Raw genomic sequence first — 17234 nt, 5'->3', positions numbered from 1 at the left:
GCATAACGCACCCAAGGTGTGTGCCCAGCATCAATACCATCGCCGGCAGGGCACACTACTGTGGCACTTACCCGTCTCTGGCAGACTGCCGACTGTCAGGACAAGGTCAGGAGGACCCCATGGCAACCCCAAGATTCACAATCCAAGCGTCTGCGCTTGCCCTGATCACGTCGTGCGCTGGATTGGGTGGTTGTGCGTCCACCTCACCTGCGCAGGCTGTTAAAGCAGATTTCAATGGCAATTGGTCAGTGCAATGGTGCGACAAGACCGACCCGGGCGCGGACTGTGGCGGATTCAATGTCGATCTTTCCCAAGTAGGCGACAAGATCAGCGGCGAATCCTTCGGCGCGAGAGCGCGGCTTTCCCAGATCGACGAAGGCGGGCTTGTTCATGGCATCGTCATCGGCAATACGGCCATCCTGACCATCGAAAGCATGCGTAGCGGCGGTATCTATCTCGTAGCGGCAACCATTGATGGTCGCTGCATGCATTGGAAGATGCGGGATACCATTCGTAGAAGCGAACGGGACATCGACATCATCGCGGGAGACGATGTACTGACAAAGTCGAGCAATGCTCCGTCGGGCAATGAGCAGGAGACCGACTGCCGTGGCATCCCGATAAGAAGACAGGATTGAAGCATGGATGACGACCATACAACCAGATCGCTGAGGTGACCACATGGATTACAGGGAAGTTGGCCAGGCGGAGTACGATCGCAAACTCCGCATGGTAATAGTTGGGTCCGAGGGCCTTCATCCGCACGCACAAGACATCGGTGATAACCGCGCGACAATAGGCTGGGGCTATACCTTCAATCGGAACAACAATGTTGCGATCTGGCGAGAGAGTGGCATCGAGCTGACCCAGCAGCAGTGGCGAACATTGGCTGCAATCGATGCCGCTTCAGTCGGCGACAGGACCAGAGTTGGTCTGACGTTCACGCGACAGCTAAATGCAGCCGAGTCCGACCAGTTGCTCCGGGCATCCATGGCGGAGTACGAGGGGCCGGCCAACCGCCTGCAGATGCCACTCTCTGATGAACGGATTGCCCTCGTTTCACTTGCCTACAATCGCGGCGTGGGAATGCTCAGTGGCATTCCCGGAAGTGGTGTTCCGGAGCACGCGATCATGGGCGCGGTTCGCGACGGCGATCGCGCAGAGGCGTGGTTCCAGATGCGCTATAACTGCTGGGGAAGCAACAGCGAGGCGGAAGCGGGTCTTCGAAAGCGCCGGTTTGCCGAGGCGCAGGTGTTCGGCTTGTATGACGACCCTGGCAACGTCACACCTGGCGAAGCTCGTAACGTCTACCGCATGTATCAACTCCATCGCGACGAGATCGACCGCGTGGAGCGTGGTTTCGGGGTAACGGTTGACGGTGAAGCCGCCCGGCGGGATCGCATCGCACAGGCGAATCGCGATTATCCCGCGCTTGTCGATGAGTACGGAAGTGTTCCGAACATAGCGGATGCGCTCGGACCGGCTCGCACTGCGCTTCTACGAGAGCTTCGACAGGAACATCCGGATCTGGCCGATAGGCTGACCGACGCCAGTTTCAATGCGGGGCGCATTTACCTCGATCCCGGCAGAGACTTGCGCGATCGTGGTGAGGTCAACCTCGAATACCCTACAGATACCAACAGTGACCGCGTCAATAGTCGTAACGCCGCATTGAGGCGTGAGCAGCACAGCACCACGACGGAAGAGCTTGACCAGGACCACGCTGCAACCGTCGATTCGCGGCGTATGTCGCACGGGCAGAATCCACAGGAGATCGCGAGCAACGACCTGCTGATCGGCGAAGGCGGCAACGACACGCTGCGTGCCCATCGCGGCGACGACATCCTGATCGGCGGGCAGGGCCGCGACCGGATGGAGGGTGGCGAGGGTCGCGACACGTACGTCGCCGGCCCCGGCGACACCGTGCGGGACAGCGACGGCGTGGGTGAGGTGCGCTGGGGCGGGCAGGCGCTGACGGGGGGCGCTCGCGCCGAGTCGGATCCTGCCAGTACCTATCGCAGCGAAGATGGACGCTTCGCCTACGCCCTACAGGGCGACACTCTCACCGTGACCGACACGTTGGCCCAGGACCAGGCGCGACGCGAGCCGGTAGTGATCGAGCATTTCCGGAGCGGCCAACTAGGGATCACCTTGACCGGGCCAGAGGGTCGCGTCGCACACGAGCCGGCAGGCGGGCTGCGCCCTGATGACCCAAGCCCCTCGCGAGCGAGCTTGGAGGATCGCAGGCCAGGCGACGCTACGCCGCCCGTCCCAGTCGCTGCGCCAGAGATCGACGGTGATCAGGATCATCGCCACCAGACGCTCGGCCGCTTCGATGATGCCTATGTCGACAGAGCGTATGCGGCGCTATTGGCGGGCGACAGCAGGGAACTTGACCGCGTTGCGGTGGAGTTCTCCCGATCTCCAGAAGGGCAGCGCATGGCAGAGATGGGTGACCAGCTGCTGGCGCAACAGCGGCTGCTGGAGCAGCAACAACTCCAGGGGCGTCAGGACGCCGTCATGCGTATGTAGAGCACACCAAGGACACACGGGGGTACAAGGATGAACAACGGAGAAGCAGAGAACGCCATCAAGGCCATCTTGATGCTGCGCGCGGAGATTGCTCAACGCGAAGCGAGTATGAGCGCTTCGTTTACTCAGCAGATCCAGGCGTTGCAGCAACAAGTCGGCCAGTTCCGCCAGGACGTGGCGGGGATCGTCAGAGGCGCTGGCGCCCAGATCGCCACAGAAGCCAAGGACGCGGTATCGCCCGTCGCCAGAGAATATGACCGCGCCGTGTCGGCCACATCCGCGCGCCTGCAGGGGGCCAGCAAGACGGTCTGCATGTGGTTCGCCACCGCCGCGTCGATCCTGCTGCTGGTGCTGCTCGTCTGCTGGGCCGTATTGGGCTACTACCGCCGCGAACTCGCCAGTGTCAAAGAGGAGCTCGTGCGGTACGAAGAGGCCATTCCCGTCCTCCAGGCCTACTACGCATCCGATGTTGTCATCTGCGGTGACCGGGTGTGCGCCAACGTGGATCCCAAAGGACAGAGAACCGGCGACAAGCGTCAATATCTGCAGGTCAAGTCGCGACCTCAGCAGTAGCGTCCGACAGGCAGGTAGGGTATGGGCTTACGCCCTCCTTCCCATCGACAAATCGGGATTCCGTGCGGGTGGAGGCCTTCTCCGCATGAGCGCTGCGTAGCCCGGCTAAGCGCGGCGCACCCGGGTGCGGCCTTCGGCGTTACCCGGGCTCCGCGACTGCGCTCGGCCGCATGAGCGATAAACTACGAACCCCAAGAATCTCGAACCCTACAAGGAACCCCACATGGCATTCACCACCACCGCCTCCGGCCTGCAGTTCGAAGACACCGTCGTCGGCAGCGGCGTCGAGGCCAAGCCCGGCAGCAACGTCACCGTGCACTACACCGGCTGGCTCTACGAAAACGGCGAACAGGGCGCCAAGTTCGATTCCAGCAAGGACCGCGGCGAACCCTTCATCTTTCCCCTCGGCGGCGGCATGGTCATCAAGGGCTGGGACGAAGGCGTGCAGGGCATGAAGGTGGGAGGCCAGCGCACCCTCATCATCCCCGCCACCCTCGGCTACGGCGCGCGCGGCGCCGGCGGCGTCATCCCGCCCAACGCCACCCTGAAGTTCGACGTGGAGCTGCTGGGCACCTGATCCGCACAGCGCGGAAACGCGCATCGCGTAGGGTGGGCTTCAGCCCACCATCGCATGGTGTCCGCTCATCCAGACGATGTGCCAGGGCCCACCCTACGCAGCGATGCAGGCGCTGGACAAACCCTACGGCGTTCGGCGCAACTCGCCCAACTGCGCCTCCAGTTCCGCAATGCGCCGGTCCCGCTCCTCCAGCGCACGCTGCACATCTTCCGCTTCGAAGCGCACCGGGATGTACTTCGGACAGTTCCAGTCGAAGGCTTCCACGTGGATCGTCATCGTGCGCTCGGTACGTCCCGCGCCCGGTGACTCCTCCACGCTCAATCGGCCCAGCAGCTTCAGCCGCTGCCGGTGCGTGTAATCCATCAGGATCAACGCCACGCGATCGTCCTGTGCCACGTTGCCCACGCTGATGAATTGCCGGTTGCCGGGCAGGTCCGCGAACGACAGCGTCTTCGCATCGACCACGCGCAGGAAACCCGGTGCGCCGCCGCGATGCTGCACGTACGGCCAGCCGGTTTCCGACACGGTCGCCATGTAGAAGCTGCGCTGCGCGTGGATGAAGGCGGCTTCGTCGGCCCCGAGTTCGGCATTGCGTACCTCGTCGCCGGATTCGAAGGCTCGCGCGTACTGCGCGCGGCTGCCGTCGCGTGCCTGCACGTCGCGTACCGCGGGGGTGAAGGCGATGTTCGCGAATGCGTGTCTCATCTTGGTCTCCAAGCGTTGCGCGCAGGGTGGGCGCAAGCCCGCCTTCGCACGCCATCCATATACCTCGCACGGTGGGCCAGGGCCCACCCTGCCGCTCACTGCACCGGCAACACCTGCGCCGGCCCGCCGGTGACCTTCCCGCGTGTCTTGGCGGTCTCGCCGAGATAGGCCAGGGCGAACTGCGTGAACTTGACGCTGTGCTGCGCCGATTCCCCCATCGTCGCCAGCGTGTCCTGGGGCGTGTGGATGTAGGGGAAGCTGCCGTTCGGCCCGCCGGCCTCGAACATCATCGCCGCGGGATAGCCGGCGTTCGTCCATGACGCATGGTCGGAGCACGCGTAACCACAGGCCACGCTGCTGCGCGTCAGGCCCATCGGCGCCAGGTAGGTATCGAACAGGGAGATGAAGAAGTTCTTCAGCTCGGTGCTGGAGTAGTCGCTGATCAGCTTCATGTCCGTCACCGCGCCCGACTTGTAGTTGGTCATGTCCACCTGCAGCACGCTGACCACGTTGACACCGCTGGCGCGGAACGACTGCGCGATGGCGTTGGAGCCGCGCAGGCCGACTTCCTCGGCGGCATACCCCATGAACTTCACCGTGCGCCGCGGCTGCCAGCCGTCGGCCAGTGCGATGCGCAGCGTCTCGGTGAGCGTGGCGATGCCCGACGCATCATCGTCGGCGCCCGGCGCATGCTGGTTGGGATCGTAGGGATTGCTGCCGTTGATCGAGTCCAGGTGCGCGCCCAGTACGACGACGTCGTCGGGCAGGTCCCGGCCCTGAATGGTGAGGATGACCGAAGGCTGCGTGCTGCAGTTCGTGCAGGCGGTGAACAGTTCGGTGGTGACATCATCGCGGCCGGCGGCGAGCGATTGCCAGTGGGCCCGGATCCATTCGGCCGATGTCTTGCCGTGGCTGCTGGCGAAGTAGCGGTTGCGATAGCTGGAGAGGTGGTTGATGGTGTCGTAGAGGCGCTGTTCCTGCACCTGCGGCAACCAGCGGCTCACGGTGGCCTGGTTGTCGAGCGTGTAGCCGGCGGCCAGCGATTTCGTCATCGCCTGCTTCGCGCGATCCGCACTGACGAAGGCCTCGGCCTGCGCGCGGCTGGGGAATGCGAAATAGCCGCCGCAGCGGCGCTCGCTGACATGCACGTAGCGGCTGATCTCGCCGAGGCGATCGGCCCGGGTTTCGGAAATCACCAGCGGCGTGCCGGTGCTGTCGCGCCGCGCGACCGCATCACGGGCCAGGCCGCGGATCCCCTGCCAGGTGTCGCGCGAGGTCACGAGGTACACCGGCGCGAACGGGTCGGTCTGCGACGACGGCGCCGCCACCCCAGGCGGGGCTGTCGTCCCGCCTGCCTGGATGTGATGCACGGGGGGCGTCTGGGTCGCATCGGCAACGCGCGGCGCCTTCCATCGGGCCACCCCGTGGGAAACGGCAGGTGCGCGCACGCCGGACGCCTGCACCGCCCGCAGGGTGTCCGATCGCAACAGCACCATGCTGATCAGCAGGGAGAGCAGCAGTGTCATCGGACCCGGCAAGAACAGTTTCATCGTGGCATCCCCCCGGATGACGGCCTGCAGCGTTGCGGCTGCCACGCTACCACTTCCGCAGCCGGTCCACGCGGGCGAAGCCCGTCATCCGATACCCCGTTTCGTCGGATCTCCGGTGGCTTGGTCGCACGCGGGTTGCGTGTGCCCCGCCGCGCGCACGACCCTGCTCCCCGCCATCAGGCCGCAACGGAGCAATCGCATGAAGAAACGACGATCCACCCTGCTCATCATCGGCGGAGCGGTGCTCGCCACCGTCAGTCTCTACGATGCCTCCCTGCCCACGCGCGCGCTGGGACTACCGCTGGCGGGAGGCGAAGCCGCGATCGCCTCGACCTTCCTCTCGTTGGCCCTGGTCCTGGTCTGGTTCGGAATCCGCGGCCTGCGCACGCCGGCGTAGGGCGGGCTCAAGCCCGCCTGCAGGGATGCGCCGACACCCGGGATGCTTCGAGCGAAGCCGCCCGACCGATGGATGACCTTGTGTGCATGGTCATGGCGTTGGCATGGAGGAGCGCGAACATGGCCATTGCCCGGGTCGCGTCCCTCCTTCGCCACGGTCCCGTGAGGAACCCCATGATCGACAATCCGTTCGACGCGTTCGTTGGATCCAGGAAGCCCGTGCCGATGTACGACGCGGCCGAGGAAGGGAAGGCCTTCGCGTATCTGCTGTGGGGCGACGGGGTGAAATTCGAAGGCGCGCCGGGCACCGGCAACCGGCGCAAGGTCACTGCGCGCGGCAGGACGGGATGGGTGCTGGCCTCCGCGCTCGATGGCACATCGCTGCTGGAGTTCTACTTCATCGATGTGGGGCAGGGCGATGGCGTGCTGGTGAAGACTCCCTCCTTCCAGCACATCCTCATCGACGGGGGATTTCCGCGCGACAAGCAGCCCAGCGGAAAATCGGCGGCGGATTTCATCGACTGGAAGTTCGTGAAGGATTACGGGCTGTCGAGCGTGGAGCTGGACGCCCTGATCTCGTCCCACAACGACGAGGACCACTACGGCGGCCTTTCCGATCTGCTGGGCGTCGACGTGACCGAGGAACTGGATGCCGAGGCCATCCACGTCGACCGCTTCTATCACGCCGGTGTTTCGTGGTGGACGCTGGGCGGGAAGCGCTCGCTCGGCGAGGTGGTGGAACACGACGGCGAACGATACCTGGTCGACCTGCTGGATGACCGCGGTTCCGCGCTGCAGGGCCTGGATGCCGCAAGCACCCGGCCGTTGCAGGGCGAGTGGGCGAAGTTCATCCAGCGCGTGGCCGATACCACCACCGCGGAGGGCGGCCATTGCGAATTCGCCAGGCTCAGCGACGAGACGCCCTGGCTCCCCGGCTTCGATCCCGATGCCGGCGACGTGTCCATCCGCGTGCTGGCCCCCATCGAGGCCGAGGTGCAGGGACGCGCGGCGCTGCGCAACCTTGGCCGGAGCGAGCTGAACACCAACGGCCACAGCATCCTGCTGCGCGTCGACTACGGGCGCACGCGCACCCTGTTGACGGGCGATCTGAACAAGGGCGCGCAGCAGGACATCCTGCATGCGATGGCCGGCAGCCTGCTGGAACTGCAGTGCGACGTGGCCAAGGCCTGCCACCATGGAAGCGCGGATGTGTCGCTGGCCTTCCTCCAGGCGATGGCGCCCTCGGCGACCATCATTTCATCGGGGGACGCAGAGGGACACGATCACCCGCGGCCGGCCATCGTGGCCGCCAGCGGCGCGACGGGCCACCTGACGGTGGTCAAGGACGAGATCGTGACGCCGCTGGTGTACTCCACCGAACTCGCCCGCTCCTATGCGGTCGGCAAACTGGACAGGATCGAGGTGCCCGGCGGTGCGGCCGTCGAGGGCGACGATCTTGCCCGCACCACGCTGCATTACCGCACCACCAAGGCGGGCGATCTGCGCCCGAAGAAGGGATCCCGCAAGGCGCGGGGGGCCTACGTGGTGTCGGGCCTGGTCTACGGTCTGGTCAACGTGCGCACGGATGGTGAGACCCTGCTGGCAGCGACGCTGGACGAGAAAAACGCGGAGTGGAGTGTCAGGACGTTTCCTGCGCGTTTCTGACGGTTCCCATGCGATGCACGCGCATGCCCTCCGCCACGATGGCGCCTTCGCCGGAAGCGTGCTTTAGTAGCCCTGTCGCGCCCTGGGGAGGGCGCCCATCCACCAGGGGAATTCGATGTCCAGATATCCGGGCTGGCTGGCCCTTCTGTTCGCCGTGCTGCCTGCCACCGCCTGGTCGCAGCAGTGCACGAAGCCGGTGCTGCCGGATACCGAGATCGAAGGCTGGCACCAGAGTGAACTGGGTGGCGTCATCGTGGGGACCGCGCGCTATTCCATCGCGTCGCCCAATGCCGGGCCGAACGAGACCTTCACCCTCGGCATTTCCTTCAGTCACGCTGCCTCGGATGAGTCGCACGACCTGCGTCCCCCCGACCACCGTGCATTGTCGGACCTGATGACTTCCAGCCTGCAGTTCCGTGACGAGCTCAAGGATCGCACCCGTCCACGCACCTGGGACACCGACGCCGTGCGTGTGATGCTGGATGGCAAACCCTTCCCCGGTCGCTTCGATGTGCAGGGCTCACCGGGTCGCGACCATGCCATCGCGATCAACTGGGAGGTCTGGTACAGCGATGAGAACCTGATGCACGCGCTGGAAAATGCGCGCGAGGTGGAGATCATGCTGCGCCACACGCCCACCGGCACCTTTGCCACCCGGCGCTTCGATGTGTCTTCGTTCAAGGGCGTCCGCAGCAAGCTGATCCCGTACTGGCGGTGCACCGCGATCCCGTTCCACACCCACCGTCATTGAGGCAGGCCGATGCAGGTGGGAGGTCGGGTCGCCCCGCCTGCGGCACCCCTCAGTCCATCCCCATCAACGCCCGCGTCACCGCCGCAGCGCCCACGCCGGGGAACCGGCCGGGACGCGTGCCTGACCACAGCGGCGAGAAGTCATCCCGCCCGCGCGCTTCCGCCGCCGCACGCAGGGGGGCGAGGGCCTGCGATGCCCAGGGGAAGGCGGGCGGCAGCGTGGAGATCGCGCCGAGGTCGCGCATCAGGCGATTGACCAGGCCGCGCGCGGGGCGGCCACTGAACAGGTTGGTGATCGCGCTGTCGCGATCCTCCTGCTGGAGCGCGGCGCGATGCACGGCCGACGTGGTGGCTTCCGGGCACAACAGATAGGCGGTGCCGGCCTGCACCGCGCTGGCGCCTGCCGCCAGCAGCCGCTGCACATCGGTCCGGTCGCCGACGCCGCCGGCCGCGATGACCGGCACCGTCAGTACCTTCGTCAGCGCGGTGACGAGGTCGAGGGTGGTCGGTTGCGCGGAGAGGTCGTCGGCAAGGAAATGCCCGCGATGGCCGCCCGCTTCGATCCCCTGCGCGATCACCAGGTCGACACCGCGTTGCTGCAGCCAGCGGCCTTCCTCCACCGTGGTGGCGGACGCCATCACCCGTGCGCCCCACGCCTTCATGCGCGCCAGCAGGGCGTCGTCGGGCAGGCCGAAGTGGAAGCTGAGGACTTTCGGCTGGAACGGTTCCAGCAGATCTACGGTGGCCGCATCGATGGGCCGGCGTGCACCGGCCGTGGAGGGCGGCGGAGGTTCGACGCCGAACGCGTCGAAGTACGGCGCGAGCGCGTTCCGCCATCGCTGCTCATCCGCCGGGTCGGGATCCGCCATCGCGTGACAGAAGAAGTTGAGGTTGATGGGGCGGTCCAGCGTGGCGAACGTCTGCAGGGCCGCTTCCAGCTGCGTTGCGCCGAGCAGCGCGCATGGCAGCGAACCGAGGCCGCCCGCGTGGGCCACGGCCAGTGCGAGCGCTTCATCCTGCACGCCCGCCATGGGCGCCTGGATGAGCGGAAGGTCGATGCCCGGCAGGGACGGGATGAGAGCCATGGTGGAACTCCGGCGACGTGCGGTGGATAGCTTACGCTTGCGTCAGGTTCTCCATTCCATCGGCATGATCAGGCGCAGTGGTACGCGTCGCATGTGGCGCCCTTACTGCACAGCCATTCCCGATTCCAACAGCAGGGCAACCGCCGCATGCAGGTTGTCCGCGCCTTCCGATCCGGTGTCCGGATGGCCCTGCAGTGCGGCTTGCAGATGCAGAAGATCATGGGGGTCCATCTCGCCGTGCAGCACGGCGGCAAGAAGGGTGGGGCTGCGCAGACGGTCCACCAGCGTGGCGATGGATGCCATGCCCCGGCGTGCGACCAGTGCACGCACGGCGCGACGTTGCAGCCACAGGTCGATGGCACTGAAGGGCGATCCGGTGCTGGGCGAAGAGAATGCGAGCCGATGGATGCGGTCGTCGTCGGGCGCATCACGCCGGAGGATGTCCAGTGCCACCGAGAGTTGCGGCAGTCGTTCGTGCAGCAGGGCTTCGTCCCATGCCGGAGACGTTCCTTCCTGCACGAGCAGCCAGCCGGCCAGGTACGCGTCCAGCGCATCGCGTGCGTCGTCGAGGGGCAGGGGATGGGGCGGTTCGCCCTCCGTGTGCCGGAGCCACGCCCAGGTATCGGGCAGGTCGCACGCGGCGAGCCATTGCTGCAGGCGCTCGTGCAACGCAGGTCCCAGGACATCGCGCAGCGGCGTCCCGGTCTTCCCGTCCAGCCGGTCGGTCCACGCGCGACACAGCATCACGATGGCGGCGACGGGATCGTCCGGCGCCGCCGCGCGCAACCAGGTCTGCTGCCAGTCGGTGGCTTCCTGCAGGTGGACGGGAAGGAGGAGGGGATCGGGCGCAAGCGGTACGCGCGCTTCCAGCGCCACCAGGTGCGCGGCGAACGCGCTGTGTTCCGTGCAGTAGCCGCACATGGGACAGGACTCCGGATCAATCGGGACATGATCAGGATTCGTGTCTCAGGGCGTGAGCCGGACGGCAGAGGCGAGGGAACCGGCCTCTGCGGACGCGCGCAGGGCACGCCATGACGTGGTGATGACGCGCGCCGTCCTACGCTGTGACCCATCCCGGAGGAGCATGGCCATGGCACAGACCACCCGCGAAGACGTCATCCTGCAGCTGGACCGCGTGGACACCGCGCTGGAAGCCCCCGAAGCCGACACGGCGGCGATCCTGCGCGACGCGCTGGAGTGGCTGGCGGACAACCCGCCGAAGATCGCCGCCGATGCGCTGTACTACCGCGAACGCCTGCAGGTGATCCGCGAACGCCACGGCGCGGCGTGAGCGCTGCCGTCAGGCCTGGTACTGCTTCTCTTCGATGAAGCGCGAGCCGGCCAGGCGGTTGATCGTGTTCTTCACTTCGATGCGCTTGCCGTTGTGCTGCGCCACCGCGCGCGCCAGTGCGATGAAGTCGGCGTCGAAGGCCTGCGCCGCTTCCTTGGCGCGCAAGGCGTCCTGCACGTCCCACATCAATTCGTTGATGGTGCGCAGGTCCACCTTCAGGCCCGCCAGTTCCGGCTGCGCGGCCGCCAGCCCGCTCCACAGGGCGTTCAGGCCATCCAGCTCCACCTGCACGTGCGCGCGCTTGCCGGCATCGTCGATGCGCTCGGCCTTGATTTCGAGGATGGAGAGTTTGTCGGCCAGTTCGCCGATGGAGACGGGGATCAGGATGGTATTCATGCCGGCATTCTAGCGCCCGTCCGTGTCGCGACGGGCTGCGTGGCATGATGCCCCGTCGTCCTTATGGCCGGAGAACGCCCGCATGCTGCAGCACCTGTTCGTGTCGATCCTTGCCTTGGCCGTGCCCGCGTGGGCAGTCGCGGCGCCGTCGCAGGTCCGCATCGTGCAGCAGGAGGGCGCATACGTATTGCTGGTGGACGGACAGCCCTTCCACGTGAAAGGGGCCGGCATGGCCGGCGCCGGTCAGGAGGCGCTGGCCGCGCGAGGCGGCAACAGCTTCCGCACCTGGAGCACGGGAACCGATCACGTCGACGTGCGCGCGATGCTGGACCGCGCGCAGCGCAACGGGCTGAAGGTGGCGATGGGCATCGAGGTGGGCAACGAGCGCCATGGCTTCGACTACGACAACGATGCTGCGGTAGCGGAACAGCTCGAACGCATCCGCCGGGAAGTGGGCCTCTACAGCGACCATCCCGCCGTGCTGATGTGGGTGGTCGGCAACGAACTGAACCTGCATTACAGCAACCCGAAGGTGTGGAATGCGGTCGGGCAGATCGCGGACATGATCCATCGCGAGGACCCGCACCACCCGGTGATGACCACGCTGGCCGGTTTCGACCGGAAGCTGATCGACCTGTTGAAAGCGCGCGCGCCGTCGCTGGACCTGATCGGCATCCAGCTTTACGGCGACATCGGCGCATTGCCGGAGAAGCTGGCGACCAGCGGCTGGACCGGTCCGTACGTGGTCACCGAATGGGGCCCGACCGGCCACTGGGAGAGCCCGCTGACGGCGTGGAAGGCGCCGATCGAGGACGATGCCTCGCGCAAGGCGATGCTGTTGCAACAACGCTACGAACAGGTGATCGCGGCGGATACGGAACAGGGACTGGGTTCGTATGTGTTCCTGTGGGGCAACAAGCAGGAGCGCACGCCCACGTGGTACGGCCTGTTCCTGCCGGGCGGGGAGAGCACGCCGGCGGTGGATGCGATGCAGTACGTCTGGACCGGCGCGTGGCCGTCCAACCGTGCGCCATCGGTCCAGCCGTTGACGCTGGACGGCCGGCGCGCCATCGACAGCATCACGCTGGAGCCGGGCAGGGAGTACACCGCGCAGGTCGATGCGCGCGACACCGACGGCGATACGCTGCGCTATCGCTGGACGGTGCTGCATGAAACCACCGCCACCAGCATCGGCGGCGATCGCGAGGACGTGCCGCCGCAGGTGATGCTGGCGATGCAGGACGACGGCAAGGGCGGGGTGCGTTTCGCTGCCCCCGGCAAGCCCGGTGCGTACCGGCTGTTCGTGGACGTGCTCGATGGGCAGGGCCATGCCGCATACGCCAACCTGCCGTTCCGCGTGGCGGAACGCTGAGCCGAACCGCAGGATTGCGCGCCTGACCGGACTGCGATGGAATGGCGCATGCGCGCCGGGGGGCGCCTCCAAGGGGACTGCATGCGGAACTTGATGATGGGCCTGTTGCTGCAGGCGGGCGTGGCGGTGTCCGTGTCGGCGCAGGAGCAGGCGCCGCAGGCAGCGGCGGTGGAGACCGGCACGTTGGTGGTGGACGTCAAGCCGTTCACCAGCGAGAAGGAACTGCCGAAGAAGGTGGACGAGCAGCTGAAGAGCGGCGCGCTGGAATGGGGCGTGCGCGATGGCCAGGTGGTGTTCTCGCTGGTCAACAAGCAGTTCATCGATTTCCCGCTCAACCACATGACCCGCTATGGCCAGCAGGAGACCCTTTCGTTGCCGGCGGGCGACTACCGCGTCACCGGCATCGGCCTGGAGATGACCACCGCCTTCAGCGTGAAGAAGGTGCTGGAACGGGGCGCGTTCGTGAACGAGGACGTGGTGGCGTTCCGGATCGAGCCGGGCAAGACCACCACGCTGTCGGTGAATCCGGTGATCCGTCGCGACGCGACCTTCGCGGTCAACTTCTGGATGCCCACACTGATGACGCGCGTCATGACCGAGGCCGGCGAAACGCCGGAAACCGCGCTCAACACGCGTGGTCCCGCCTCGATCGCCTGGCCGCAGTACACGGGACCGCTGAAGTTCGTCGCCAAGTGAGGCAGTGCGGGGGCTGACGGCGGATAGCGGACAGCGGACAGCGGACAGCGGACAGCGTTCCAGTCGTGGGGTCGACTGCAACTGCTGCGCCGCAGCATAATGCGTCATGGACGTTACGCCGCCGATCTCCTTCCCCTCCGTCGCCGACCAGCTCACCGCGCGCCAGATCGGCCTGATCCTGTTCGCGCTGACGCTGGGGGGCTTCGCCATCGGCACCAGCGAATTCGCCAGCATGGGGCTGATGCCGAACATGGTGGCCTCGCTCGGCGTGACCGAGCCGCAGGTCGGCCACCTGATCAGCGCCTACGCGCTGGGCGTGGTGGTGGGCGCGCCGCTGCTGGCCATCCTCGGTGCGGGCTGGAAGCGCAAGACGCTGCTGCTCGCCCTGATGGGCTTCTATGCGCTGGGCAACCTGGCCAGCGCGCTCGGGCCGACCTACGAAAGCCTGCTGGTGTTCCGCTTCATCGCGGGGCTGCCGCATGGCGCGTACTTCGGCGTGGCCGCACTGACGGCGGTGGCGATCAGCCCGCCCAACAAGCGTGGTCGTGCGATCAGCCTGGTGATGCTGGGCCTGACGTTGGCCATCCTGATCGGCAATCCGCTGGCGACCTGGCTGGGCCAGGTGATCGACTGGCGCTGGGTGTTCGCCTTCGTCGCGATCATCGCACTGGTGACCGGCGTGCTGCTGGCGGTCTGGCTGCCGGTCGGCATCGATGGTCCGAAGGCCAGGCCACTGGATGAGCTGCGTGCCTTCAACCGCGTGCCGGTCTGGCAGGCGCTGGGCATCGGCGCGATCGGTTTCGCAGGCATGTTCTGCGTCTTCAGTTACCTCGCGCCGACGATGCTGGACGTGACGCGCGTATCGCCGGCCTGGATCCCGCTGGGCCTGGCCGGTTTCGGCGTGGGCGGCGTGATCGGCAACTTCGTCGGTGGCTGGCTGTTCGACCGTTTCCAGCTGCGCGGTGCGTGGATGGTGCTGGCGTGGGCGATCATGGCGCTGCTGCTGTTTCCATGGTTGGCGACCACGTTGCCGACGATCCTGCTGGCCACCGTCGCCATCGGCCTGATGGGCGCGCTGGGGCCGATCCTGCAGTCGCACCTGATGGACGTGGCGGGCGATGCGCAGACGCTTGCCGCCGCGTCACACCACGCGGCCTTCAATACCGCGAACGCACTCGGCCCCTGGCTGGGCGGCATGGCGATCACCGCCGGCCTGGGCTGGACATCGACCGGCTACGTCGGTGCGGCGACCGCCGTGGTGGGCCTGCTGGTCTATGCATGGGCGCGGCATACCGCCCGTGCCGAGGCGACGGCGCTCGCCTGCGAGCCGTCGCGCTGAGCTACGCGCGCCGTCGTGCGGCAACATGGATGTCATCAAACTGAAACAAAGAGATGGCGGTCGTGGATTGCGGAATGCAGGGCGGCGGCGCGTCAATTCGCCGTGCCGCGCGCCGCTAAGGAAGGTGCATTCCTTCCCAACGTCGTACTGCCATGTCGTCCTATTCCGCTTCCCGACCCCTCAGCCTGCAGACCAAGCTGCTGGGCGCCCTGACCCTGGGGCTTGCCGTCATCCTGTTGTGCGCGCTGGCCGGCCTGAGTTCGGCATGGCTCAGTCTTTCCACCGAGGTGCCCGAAGAGGTGGCCCAGGCCGCGGAGGGTGAGCGCCTGAGCCGCGACTTCCGCGTGCAGGTGCAGGAGTGGAAGAACATCCTCATCCGCGGGCACGACGAGGAGCAGCGGGCGAAGTACGTCGGCGCCTTCGATAGGAAGGGACGCGAGGTGGCCGCCCTGGCGAAGACCCTGGCCAGCGGGATCGCCGATCCGCAGGCGCGCAGGCTGGCGGCCGATTTCGCCACCCAGCATCACGCGTTGGAAGGCAACTACCGCGCCGCACTGGTGCAGTTCGCGGCAGGGGGCTACGACACGCAGGAAGGCGATCGCCTGGTGAAGGGCATGGACCGCCAGTTGGGCGAAACGCTCGAAGCCCTGGTGGCGCGCACCAAGACGATTGCCGATGCGGCGGTGGTGGCGCGCTCGCAGGACGCGCGCCGCATGCTGGTGGGGTGCGCGGCCTTGTCGGTGGTGGCGGCGATCGTGCTGGTGCTTGTACTGGCGTGGTGGATTCGGCGGTCGGTGATCCGTCCCGTGGTCGAGGCCGCCGCTGCCGCGCGGGCGGTCGCGGCCGGGCGCCTGGACAAGCGGGTCGATGTGCGCAGTGGCGACGAGATCGGCCAGCTGGGCATGGCGATGGCCGACATGACCGCGACCCTGCAGGGCGTCATCGCCGAGCAGGGCGAAATGGCGTTGCGCCATGACGAAGGCAGGATCAGCTTCCGCATGGACGATTCGCGCTTCCCCGGCGAGTACGGGCGCATGGTGCGCGACACCAACGCGCTGGTGGCGTCGCACATCGCGGTGATGCAGCGGCTGGTGGAGATCATGCAGTGCTACGCGGTCGGCGACCTGTCCATCGACATGGAGGCGCTGCCCGGTGAGAAAGCCGCATTGACGGACGCCATGCGCACCACCAAGGCGAATCTCTCTGCGATCAACGCCGAAATCAGGCAGCTGGCACTGGCGGCGGCGTCGGGCGACTTCAGCCGTCGCGGCGACACGCAGCGATACCGGCACGATTTCCGCGACATGGTGGACGGCCTGAACCGCCTGATGGAAACCACGGATGGCAACCTGGCGGATGTCTCGTCGCTGCTGCAGGCCATCGCGCGCGGCGACCTGACGGCGCGCATGGAAGGCGACTTCCACGGCGTGTTCGCCACCATGCGGGACGATGCCAATGCCACCGTGGCGCAACTGCGCACCATCGTGCGCCAGATTCAGGGCGCGTCATCGTCGATCAACACGGCGGCGGGCGAGATCGCCGCGGGCAACAGCGACCTGTCGCGCCGCACCGAGCAGCAGGCGGCCAATCTGGAAGAAACCGCCGCTTCGATGGAAGAACTGACCTCCACGGTGCGACAGAACGCCGAATCCGCACGCCAGGCGAACCAGTTGGCGATCGGCGCGGCCAGCGTGGCATCGGAAGGCGGCACGACGGTCGCACGCGTGGTCACGACGATGACCGAGATCGAGCAGTCTTCCCGGAAGATCGCCGAGATCATCTCGGTCATCGACGGCATCGCCTTCCAGACCAACATCCTGGCCCTCAATGCGGCGGTGGAAGCAGCGCGGGCCGGCGAGCAGGGCCGCGGGTTCGCCGTGGTCGCCTCGGAAGTGCGTACGCTGGCCCAGCGCAGCGCCAATGCCGCCAAGGAGATCAAGGGCCTGATCGAGACCTCGGTGGACAAGGTGGCCGATGGCTCGGCGCTGGTGAACCAGGCCGGTGCGACGATGGGCGAAATCGTCACCGCCGTGCAGCGGGTGACCGACATCATGGCGGAGATTTCGGCGGCTTCGCAGGAGCAGAGTGCCGGTATCGAGCAGGTCAACCAGGCCATCGTGCAAATGGACGAAACCACCCAGCAGAACGCCGCGCTGGTGGAAGAGGCATCGGCCGCCGCCCGCTCGATGGAAGATCAGGCGCGCGAACTCATCGGGGCGGTGAATGTGTTCGTGCTGGATCCGCGAGCGTCGCCTGGTCTCGCCCCTGGCCGTGTACGCGCACTGGCCGCTGCCTAGTCGGGCGCCC

Annotated in this window: 17 protein-coding genes; 12 read left to right on the top strand and 5 right to left on the bottom strand. The window is 66.6% G+C overall.

Going from position 1 to position 17234, the window contains the following annotated elements:
• Positions 1 to 119 precede the first annotated feature (119 nt).
• The 4 genes from IB223_RS13555 (at position 120) to IB223_RS13540 (ending at position 3682) form a co-directional block, all read left to right on the top strand.
• A complete protein-coding gene (locus tag IB223_RS13555; protein ID WP_192202229.1) occupies positions 120 to 638 on the top strand; it encodes a hypothetical protein in 519 nt (172 codons plus the stop codon).
• Positions 639 to 681: 43 nt separating this feature from the next.
• Entirely contained in the window at positions 682 to 2532 is a 1851-nt protein-coding gene (locus IB223_RS13550; protein WP_192202228.1) for a hemolysin, read from the top strand.
• 30 nt (positions 2533 to 2562) lie between these two features.
• Positions 2563 to 3105 (top strand): hypothetical protein, encoded by a 543-nt coding sequence (locus tag IB223_RS18875; protein ID WP_225591034.1) that lies wholly within the window; start codon positions 2563 to 2565, stop codon positions 3103 to 3105.
• Between the two features lie 223 nt (positions 3106 to 3328).
• Positions 3329 to 3682: an FKBP-type peptidyl-prolyl cis-trans isomerase gene (locus IB223_RS13540; RefSeq protein ID WP_192202227.1), complete on the top strand. Its 354-nt coding sequence runs from the start codon at positions 3329 to 3331 to the stop codon at positions 3680 to 3682.
• 123 nt (positions 3683 to 3805) lie between these two features.
• Here IB223_RS13540 and IB223_RS13535 read toward each other — a convergent pair whose 3' ends face one another.
• Both IB223_RS13535 and IB223_RS13530 read right to left on the bottom strand, forming a co-directional pair.
• Entirely contained in the window at positions 3806 to 4387 is a 582-nt protein-coding gene (locus tag IB223_RS13535; RefSeq protein ID WP_192202226.1) for a pyridoxamine 5'-phosphate oxidase family protein, read from the bottom strand.
• A 95-nt stretch (positions 4388 to 4482) separates the two neighbouring features.
• Positions 4483 to 5937 carry a M20/M25/M40 family metallo-hydrolase gene (locus tag IB223_RS13530; protein ID WP_192202225.1) on the bottom strand — a complete coding sequence of 485 codons (1455 nt, stop codon included), beginning with the start codon at positions 5935 to 5937 and terminating at the stop codon, positions 4483 to 4485.
• Positions 5938 to 6136: 199 nt separating this feature from the next.
• Here IB223_RS13530 and IB223_RS13525 point away from each other — a divergent pair, with 199 nt between their 5' ends.
• From IB223_RS13525 to IB223_RS13515, 3 genes are all read left to right on the top strand, one after another.
• On the top strand, positions 6137 to 6334 hold the full coding sequence (locus tag IB223_RS13525) for a hypothetical protein (RefSeq protein WP_192202224.1): 198 nt from the start codon (positions 6137 to 6139) through the stop codon (positions 6332 to 6334).
• A gap of 173 nt (positions 6335 to 6507) precedes the next feature.
• Positions 6508 to 7998 carry a hypothetical protein gene (locus IB223_RS13520; protein ID WP_192202223.1) on the top strand — a complete coding sequence of 497 codons (1491 nt, stop codon included), beginning with the start codon at positions 6508 to 6510 and terminating at the stop codon, positions 7996 to 7998.
• Between the two features lie 115 nt (positions 7999 to 8113).
• Positions 8114 to 8749, top strand: a complete 636-nt coding sequence (locus tag IB223_RS13515; RefSeq protein ID WP_192202222.1) for a hypothetical protein — start codon at positions 8114 to 8116, stop codon at positions 8747 to 8749.
• A gap of 49 nt (positions 8750 to 8798) precedes the next feature.
• Here the strand turns inward: IB223_RS13515 and IB223_RS13510 are convergent, their stop codons facing one another.
• On the bottom strand, positions 8799 to 9833 hold the full coding sequence (locus IB223_RS13510) for a nitronate monooxygenase (protein ID WP_192202221.1): 1035 nt from the start codon (positions 9831 to 9833) through the stop codon (positions 8799 to 8801).
• Between the two features lie 102 nt (positions 9834 to 9935).
• Positions 9936 to 10754 (bottom strand): hypothetical protein, encoded by an 819-nt coding sequence (locus tag IB223_RS13505; protein WP_192202220.1) that lies wholly within the window; start codon positions 10752 to 10754, stop codon positions 9936 to 9938.
• A 169-nt stretch (positions 10755 to 10923) separates the two neighbouring features.
• On the opposite strand from IB223_RS13505, the gene IB223_RS13500 reads away from it, so the two are divergent.
• On the top strand, positions 10924 to 11124 hold the full coding sequence (locus IB223_RS13500) for a hypothetical protein (RefSeq protein WP_192202219.1): 201 nt from the start codon (positions 10924 to 10926) through the stop codon (positions 11122 to 11124).
• A gap of 9 nt (positions 11125 to 11133) precedes the next feature.
• On the opposite strand, the gene IB223_RS13495 is transcribed toward IB223_RS13500, so the two are convergent.
• A complete protein-coding gene (locus IB223_RS13495; RefSeq protein ID WP_192202218.1) occupies positions 11134 to 11520 on the bottom strand; it encodes a DUF6165 family protein in 387 nt (128 codons plus the stop codon).
• Between the two features lie 82 nt (positions 11521 to 11602).
• Here IB223_RS13495 and IB223_RS13490 point away from each other — a divergent pair, with 82 nt between their 5' ends.
• The 4 genes from IB223_RS13490 to IB223_RS13475 all read left to right on the top strand — a co-directional run bounded on the left by IB223_RS13490 (position 11603) and on the right by IB223_RS13475 (position 17224).
• Complete coding sequence (locus IB223_RS13490) at positions 11603 to 12892, top strand: glycoside hydrolase family 2 TIM barrel-domain containing protein (protein WP_192202217.1); 1290 nt, start codon at positions 11603 to 11605, stop codon at positions 12890 to 12892.
• A gap of 81 nt (positions 12893 to 12973) precedes the next feature.
• Positions 12974 to 13588, top strand: coding sequence for a hypothetical protein (locus tag IB223_RS13485; protein WP_192202216.1), 615 nt, complete (start codon positions 12974 to 12976; stop codon positions 13586 to 13588).
• Positions 13589 to 13694: 106 nt separating this feature from the next.
• The gene (locus IB223_RS13480; protein ID WP_192202215.1) at positions 13695 to 14927 is read left to right on the top strand and encodes an MFS transporter; all 1233 of its coding nucleotides are present in this window, start codon (positions 13695 to 13697) and stop codon (positions 14925 to 14927) included.
• Positions 14928 to 15079: 152 nt separating this feature from the next.
• Positions 15080 to 17224: a methyl-accepting chemotaxis protein gene (locus tag IB223_RS13475; RefSeq protein WP_192202214.1), complete on the top strand. Its 2145-nt coding sequence runs from the start codon at positions 15080 to 15082 to the stop codon at positions 17222 to 17224.
• The last annotated feature ends 10 nt before the right edge of the window (positions 17225 to 17234 follow it).

The organism is Pseudoxanthomonas sp. PXM03 (assembly GCF_014852005.1).
In the GTDB taxonomy this organism is placed as follows: Bacteria; Pseudomonadota; Gammaproteobacteria; order Xanthomonadales; family Xanthomonadaceae; genus Pseudoxanthomonas_A.
The sequence above is the reverse complement of the archived record's forward strand: the minus strand, read 5'-3'. Positions and strand labels throughout refer to the sequence as shown.